The organism is Aureimonas sp. N4 (genome assembly GCF_001463925.1).
GTDB classification, from domain to species: Bacteria; Pseudomonadota; Alphaproteobacteria; order Rhizobiales; family Rhizobiaceae; genus Aureimonas; species Aureimonas ureilytica_A.
The window spans coordinates 22,009-28,921 of sequence record NZ_BBWS01000056.1; the positions used below are offsets into that span (position 1 = coordinate 22,009).

Annotated in this window: 6 protein-coding genes and 1 tRNA gene; 6 read left to right on the forward strand and 1 reads right to left on the reverse strand. The window is 63.2% G+C overall.

The window, feature by feature from the left end:
* Positions 1-13 precede the first annotated feature (13 nt).
* Complete coding sequence (locus tag AUL28_RS19575) at positions 14-1,231, reverse strand: UbiH/UbiF family hydroxylase (RefSeq protein WP_062236043.1); 1,218 nt, start codon at positions 1,229-1,231, stop codon at positions 14-16.
* 133 nt (positions 1,232-1,364) lie between these two features.
* Here AUL28_RS19575 and pcsA point away from each other — a divergent pair, with 133 nt between their 5' ends.
* The 6 genes from pcsA (at position 1,365) to AUL28_RS19605 (ending at position 6,785) form a co-directional block, all read left to right on the forward strand.
* Positions 1,365-2,111, forward strand: a complete 747-nt coding sequence (pcsA, locus tag AUL28_RS19580; RefSeq protein ID WP_062236046.1) for a phosphatidylcholine synthase — start codon at positions 1,365-1,367, stop codon at positions 2,109-2,111.
* A 2-nt stretch (positions 2,112-2,113) separates the two neighbouring features.
* Complete coding sequence (locus tag AUL28_RS19585) at positions 2,114-3,088, forward strand: quinone oxidoreductase family protein (RefSeq protein WP_062236049.1); 975 nt, start codon at positions 2,114-2,116, stop codon at positions 3,086-3,088.
* A 36-nt stretch (positions 3,089-3,124) separates the two neighbouring features.
* Positions 3,125-4,369: an acyltransferase family protein gene (locus tag AUL28_RS19590; protein ID WP_082640589.1), complete on the forward strand. Its 1,245-nt coding sequence runs from the start codon at positions 3,125-3,127 to the stop codon at positions 4,367-4,369.
* Between the two features lie 13 nt (positions 4,370-4,382).
* Positions 4,383-4,472: transfer RNA gene (locus AUL28_RS19595), tRNA-Ser, on the forward strand.
* Between the two features lie 81 nt (positions 4,473-4,553).
* Positions 4,554-6,254, forward strand: a complete 1,701-nt coding sequence (locus tag AUL28_RS19600) for a site-specific integrase (protein WP_308417350.1) — start codon at positions 4,554-4,556, stop codon at positions 6,252-6,254.
* 246 nt (positions 6,255-6,500) lie between these two features.
* Positions 6,501-6,785, forward strand: a complete 285-nt coding sequence (locus tag AUL28_RS19605) for a hypothetical protein (RefSeq protein WP_062222538.1) — start codon at positions 6,501-6,503, stop codon at positions 6,783-6,785.
* Positions 6,786-6,913 lie beyond the last annotated feature (128 nt).

Genomic DNA, 6,913 nt, shown 5'->3' on the forward strand with positions numbered 1-6,913 from the left:
GATCGTTTGCCGGTCAAACCGAACTCGCCCTATCGTCCCGGCGCGCAGATCGAGCCGGCAACCGGAAAGACGAACCGGGCTCCACGCCTTCCCGCATGAGCGTTCGGCGCAGAAGCGGAAGCCGAGAGAGGAGGCTGACCCCTGCGCTTCGCGCGAGTTGCACTGGCAGAAGGCCGGACAAAAGCGATCGGTTGAGAAGGTCGACCGCTGCGGTCCGCGTCGCGATATCGGCGCCCCGAGCGCGGTCGTAATCGGCGGTCATCCGCCGCCCTCCGAGATCGTCTCTGTGACGCTCGGCCACCTTGATGAGATCGATGACGTCCCGCAAGCCGAGATTGAGCCCCTGAGCGCCGATCGGAGGGAACACATGAGCGGCCTCGCCCACGAGAACACGGCGCTCGGCGCCGAAGCGCGAGGCGGCAGCGCCCGATAGCGGGAACGACTGCGGCTCGCCCTCTACCTCCACCGCGCCGAGGATCGAATGCAATCGATCCTCGATCATGCGTGACAAGCGATCCGGCCGCGCGGAAACGATGAGATCGGCGGTTTCGGGCCGCTCAACCCAAACAAGAGACGAACGGCGACCCGGCAGCGGAACCTGGGTGAAAGGGCCGGTGCGGGTATGAAATTCGGTCGATACGCCGTCATGATCGCGTTGATGGCCGAAGTTCAGAACGATCGCGCTCTGCGGATAGGACCAGTTCCGCACCGAAATGCCAGCGCTTTCGCGAACCCGCGAGCGCCGGCCGTCAGCGCCAACCACGAGCCCGGTTCTGACCATCTCGCCCGACGACAGCGTCAGATGAGCGTGGTCCTGTTTCGCATCGATCGATGTCACCGCGTCGCTTATGACGGTCAAACGATCCGCCATCGCCGACACAGCCGAACGAAAGATCCGCATCAGATCGGCGTTCAGAATATTGATGCCGAACGCATCCCGATCGATTTCACTTGCGTGGAACTCGATATTGGGCGCGCGAAAAAGTCGCATCGTGTCGTCGATGATGCGCATGACCCGAAGTGGTTCTCCCGCGCGCTCGATCTCGCCCATCAGTCCGCAGGTCGCGAGAAAGTCCAAAGACGAGCCGATCAGCGCAGTGGAGCGCCTGTCGTCCGGCGCCTGCGGGGCGATCAGGATCGTCTCGAAGCCTGCCTTTGCCAGACCCAGCGCCGCGCCGTAGCCAACCAAGCCACCACCGATCACAGCCACTTCACGACGGATTTCGGTCATCGATTCCGAGCCTTTCGAATGGTCAAACGCGTGGTTCACTGTATCTCTTTTCAGTGTTTAAGCGAGATACGGCCTGCGGAACGGATGACAACCGCATATCGCCTGCGTTAGGCAGCGGGCAGCGAATTAACGGTTGGCGGAAGACGTGACAGCGAATTTGAAGCAATGGCGCGCCTTTTCGGTTCATCTGCTGACGGCGAGCGGTGCTTTCTGGGCGTTCCTCTCCATCATCGCCGCTGCCGAGCAGAACTGGGTTCATATGTTCGCGTGGCTGGGTCTTGCCCTGTTCGTGGACGGGATCGACGGACCCATAGCGCGGCGCGTGGACATCAAGCACGTCCTGCCGAACTGGTCCGGCGACATGCTGGACGCCATCATCGACTATTCGACCTATGTCCTCATTCCGGCCTTCGGACTTTACCAATCCGGGATCATCGGCCGGCCTTGGTCTTTCGTCGCTGCCGCACTGATCGTCGTGACCAGTGCGGTCTATTACGCCGACATGCGGATGAAGACGAAGGACAACCATTTCCGCGGCTTTCCGGTGACGTGGAATATGGTGGTCTTTACCTTTTTCGTTGTGCAGCCGGATGATTGGACCGCCTTCGCCTTCGTCGTGTTCTGCTCGATCGCGACATTCCTTCCCATCAAGTTCCTTCACCCGGTCCGCGTGGCGCGCCTACGCACCATCAACCTAGCGGTTTTTGCCGTCTGGTCGATCTTCGGACTGATCGCGATCTCCTATGCGTTCGAGGCCCCGACGTGGGTTCGCACCGGCGTGCTCCTCTCGGCTCTCTACCTGTTCTGCATCGGCGGGATCCTGCAATTCATCGATCGACTTCAGGGACGATCCGACGTCTCGCCCAGCTTCGAGGACTGACCATGCCCCACGCGATTGTCGTCAACGAAATCGGCGGTCCGAACGTGATGGTCTGGCGCGATGTCGAGCGTCGGGCTCTGAAGGGGGGGGAGGTTCGCGTTCAGCAGGAGGCGGCCGGCCTCAACTTTATCGACGTCTATTTTCGCAACGGGACATACAAGGCACCCCATCTCCCCTTCGTGCCGGGCAAGGAAGGGGCGGGGGTCGTGGTCGAACTCGGCCCGGATGTTCACGCGCTGAGCGTCGGTGATCGTGTGGCCTATTGCGGCGTGGATGGCGCCTATTGCGAAGAGGTGGTGGTTCGAGCCGATCAATGCCTGACCTTGCCCGACGGGATCGACACTCAGACCGCAGCCGCGATGATGCTCAAGGGAATGACGGCCGAGTATCTGCTTCGGCAGACGTTCACCGTCGGTCCCGGCCATACGGTTCTGATCCACGCGGCGGCCGGAGGGGTCGGTCTGATCGCCGGACAATGGGCCAAACATCTGGGCGCTCGCGTGATCGGAACCGCCGGCGGCCCGGAGAAATGCGCCTTGGCTCTCGAGCATGGTTACGATCACGTCATCGACTACAAGTCCGAGGATTTCGTCGCTGCTGTGCGCGACCTCACCGACGGTGAAAAATGCGATGTGGTCTACGATTCCGTGGGCCGCGACACGTTTCCGAACAGTCTCGACTGCCTCAAGCGGCGTGGTTTGTTTGTGAGTTTCGGACAATCCTCCGGAAAAATCCCCGGTTTCGATATCGGGATTCTCAACCAGAAGGGTTCGCTCTTCATGACCCGTCCCAGCCTGAACGGCTATACGGCGACCCGTGCGGAACTCGAACAGAGCGCCGCAGCCTTGTTCGATGTCGTCGCGAGCGGCGCTGTGTCCATTCGAATCCAGCAGACATTCCCACTCGCTCAGGCCGCCGACGCGCACCGCGCACTGGAGTCACGTAGCACGACAGGGGCGTCCATTCTGACGATCTGATCGCACCGCGCATAAGCATTTCAGATCGTGGTACAGATGCCGAACAACTCAAAAGCGATCACAGCAAATCCGCCTTTGCAAAACGGCGGGTCCCGCAACAGGAATTTGCAATGGCTCCGTGCCATCGCAGCCTTGTTCGTGCTCCTGTATCACGCGAGCGTTTACCTTAAGCAGATCACCGGCGACGATACATTTTTCCACGTTTTCGACGGGCGCTTCGGCTTGTTGGGCGTTGCAGTCTTCTTCGCTATCTCGGGCTACCTGATGGCGGAAATCCTGCCGAAAGCGGACCCTTGGCGTTTTCTGCTGCATCGGATCCTGCGGATCTATCCGATCTTCCTGATCGTTCTCGCAAGTGTTCTCCTGGCTCGGCGGCGGCCGGGCGAAGTCGATCTTTGGGCAGCGACTTTGGTTCCGGCGGGAGAGGGACGTGTCTATTATCTCGGCGTGGAGTGGACGCTGCTCTTCGAGACGTGCTTCTACGTCTTCCTCTTCCTTTGCAGCTTGGCAGGCCTGAAGAACCGTCTCTCCTGGATCGCTTCCATCTGGTTGCTGATCATCGGAGCGGCAACGCTCTTCCACCCACAAATTCAGGCCGAACTGACACCAACCATCGAGTGGCTGCCCCTCATGGCCGTCAATTCCGCGTTTGCTTTCGGACTCCTCGTTCCAGCCTTGCGCGAGCGCGGGTTGTTTCAGCCGGCTACGGCTATGCTCGCTGCCGGCCTCATCCTGATTTGCGACGTCTTCCCATTCGGCATCAACCGCTGGGTTGCCTCTGTCGGGGCGTTTCTTCTCGTCGGATTGGTGATCTCCTATAATTCCACGGACGCTCAAATGAACGGCCGCTTGGCGAGGCTCGCCGATCGCTATGGGGACTGGAGCTACGCTCTCTATCTTTGTCACGTACCTCTTATGGTCGCGATCTATCTCAAGTCCCCGCCGCTTCCGAACGGTGTGCTTTGGATGCTTGCGATCCTGGTGCCGCTCACTGTGGCCGCCCCCTTCGGAATGCTCGATCTCTTCCTGTACAAGCGACTGAAGCTATGGGCGGATCAGACCTCTCGAATTGTGAGAGTAAGCCTCTCTGGTCTTTATACTCTAAGCTTTCTTTTGCTCTCCGGATGGGCAGCTTGGATCGGTGTCAGCCCCCACCCCCAAGCTCACAGCCGCGCTTCTGAAGCCACCACGGTGCCGATTCCAACCGTTGACGAGACATCTCCGACCGGTCAGCTCCTGCCACCATCACAAACGCTTGCGCCTCCGCCCCCTCTCCCTTAAACAAGCCAGCATCGGATGGGTGGCCGAGTGGTTTAAGGCAGCGGTCTTGAAAACCGCCGTGCGGGGAACCGTACCGTGAGTTCGAATCTCACCCCATCCGCCAACCCTAAGTCATTGATTTTGCTCGGAATTTTCCGACACGAAAACCGCCTGATGTCACACCCTGATGTCACAGGCGGCAGGCATGGCGACGACTCATCTTTCACGGCGCGGCGGGGTCTGGTGGTTCACGCGGGCGATGCCCCGAGACCTTCGCCAAGGATTCGGCAACTCGCACGTGCGACGTTCCCTTCGGACGGCGGAACTGGCCGTCGCGAGGAGGCGGGCGGCGCGCATGACGGTGGCGGTGGACGAATGGGCGGAGGCCGTGCGGCAGGCGATCGGCGCCGATCCCGACCAGCCCGACCGTGCCTTGCTGTCCCGCCTGCTGGACGACGCGCTGTCGCTTGAGGAAGGCGCGGCCGCCGCCGCGCGGCTCCGCCAGCGCGCGTCCGACCTTCGCGCCGCCACGGCCGAACTCGCGGCCGTCACCGCTTCGGGCGATCACCTGCGGGACACTGCGGCCCGCGTGCTGCCTGTCTTCCGTGGCATGGCCGATGACATCCGGGCGAAGGCCGTCCGCCTCGCCGATCTGGAGGCCCGCCACGCCCCGTCCGACGCGATCGAAACGCTTCGGGCCGAGATGGTCGCGTCTATGGCCGACATGCGGACCACGGTCCTCGGCGCCCACCGCGACCGCTGGTCAGCGGAGCCGCTGTCGGCTTGGCTTCCGAAATACCTCAACGTCAAGGCGACGACCCTCAAGAACTCCAAACATCTGGACACCCTCCGGCCGCAGGTCGAGTTGTTCGCGCGGGTGGTCGGGGACCTACCCGTCAGGGACTACACGCGCGAGCACTTCGAGGCTTACCGCAACCTCCTTGATCGGATGCCCGCCCGCTGGCAACTCCGCTTCAAGACGAGCGATCCGGAAACCGCCATTGCCGCGAACGCGCGGCGCCTGACACCGTTTGACCTCATGGGGCCGAAGTCGGTGGACGACGACTACCTCTCACCCTTGAAGACCTTCTTCACGTGGCTCGCCGACGACCGGCGCGCCATCGAGCGGAATCCCGGCCGAGGCATCGTCTCGACGCGGACGGACCCCCAGATGCGGGCCGACGAGGCTCGGCGGCCGTTCAAGCCGGACGACTTGTCGCGATTCTTTCGGCACGTCGTCGCGACACGTCCTCAGACCTCGCCCGACTACTGGTTACCGCTCCTCGCGCTCTACACGGGTGCACGCCTCAACGAGTTGTGTCAGGTCGATCCGAGTCGGATCATCCAGCGGAACGGAATGTGGCTCCTTGACCTCCTGACCATCCTCGACCGCGACGAACTCGAACGGCTGCCCGAGGCCGCCCGGCTCAAGCTGAAGTCGGCCGCCGCGCGCCGGGAAATCCCCCTACACGACGATCTCGTGCGGGCCGGATTCCTCGACTTCGTGAAGTCGCGCCGCAGACGGGCAGGGCGTCTCTTCCCGACCCTAAAACCCGACAAGTACGGCTACTACTCCAAGGACGTCGGGCGGCGGCTGAACCTCGACATCGAAAGGGCCGGCGCGAAGGCGGAGAAGGTGTCGTTCTACTCCCTCCGCCACAACTTCCGTTCGGCGCTGCGCAACGCGCGCGTTCCCGACCTGACGGCCGATCGCGTCATGGGGCACATTATTCCCGGCGCGCAGGGTCACTACGGCGACCCGCACCTCGAACCCGCCGAGATCGAGGACGTGCGCCGCATCACGTTCCCCGGCGTCGACATCACGCCGTACCTCGACCCGTCCGCCATCCGGCGACCGATCCGCCGGAAGAAGGTCAGCACCGTGCCCTTGGCGGACGGTGAGTGACGGCGCAGCCGTCGCGAGCCGGCCGAACCCGGCAACGCCCCGCGTGGGGCGTGAGACCCTCCCGGGGGAGGGTCGGAGCCGGGCCGCAGGGCCGGGTGGGCGAGGGGGCACCCCCTTGCGCCCCGACGCCCACCCGGCCATTCCGTGACTCACGAAACGGAGCCGCCTGCTATGTCCGACACCCCGCCAGACGAGCCACCGAAGCCCCGTCAGGGCCGACGACCGGTCCGCGCGGACGCCCGGCCCATGACGCCCGCCGAGCGGCAGGCCCGGCGTCGGCAGCACCTCGTGGACCGCCGGCCGGCGCTGGCCGCGCTCGTGGACTTGGCCGAGGCCGACGAGCGGCTGCGCGAACTCCGCCGGTCGGAGGCACCGGACCCGGCGGAACTCAACCGCGCGGACCTCAAGCGGGCGCAGGCGACCGGCGACCTCGCGCTGGCGCTCGGCGTGTCGGAGATGTGGGCACGACGGCAGCTTCGGCGTCGCGGCTGGATCGCGAAGGGGTGGCTACCGTCCGACGTGCTCAAGTAAGCAATTGGGATTGAGTGTTCGCGATGGCTTATGTCTCTCCCACTCGCCCACCCTTCACGAAAGCTTCCATTTCATCGGGTGAGGTACGGCTCAGGCCTTCAGAGAACATCTGCCTTTGGAAAGCTAGG

What these genes read in the sequence shown, in the direction of transcription:
- AUL28_RS19575 (WP_062236043.1), bottom strand. Translation starts at nt 1,231, where the DNA reads ATGACCGAAATCCGTCGTGAAGTGGCTGTGATCGGTGGTGGCTTGGTT.
- AUL28_RS19585 (WP_062236049.1), top strand. Translation starts at nt 2,114, where the DNA reads ATGCCCCACGCGATTGTCGTCAACGAAATCGGCGGTCCGAACGTGATG.
- AUL28_RS19590 (WP_082640589.1), top strand. Translation starts at nt 3,125, where the DNA reads ATGCCGAACAACTCAAAAGCGATCACAGCAAATCCGCCTTTGCAAAAC.
- AUL28_RS19600 (WP_308417350.1), top strand. Translation starts at nt 4,554, where the DNA reads ATGGCGACGACTCATCTTTCACGGCGCGGCGGGGTCTGGTGGTTCACG.
- AUL28_RS19605 (WP_062222538.1), top strand. Translation starts at nt 6,501, where the DNA reads ATGACGCCCGCCGAGCGGCAGGCCCGGCGTCGGCAGCACCTCGTGGAC.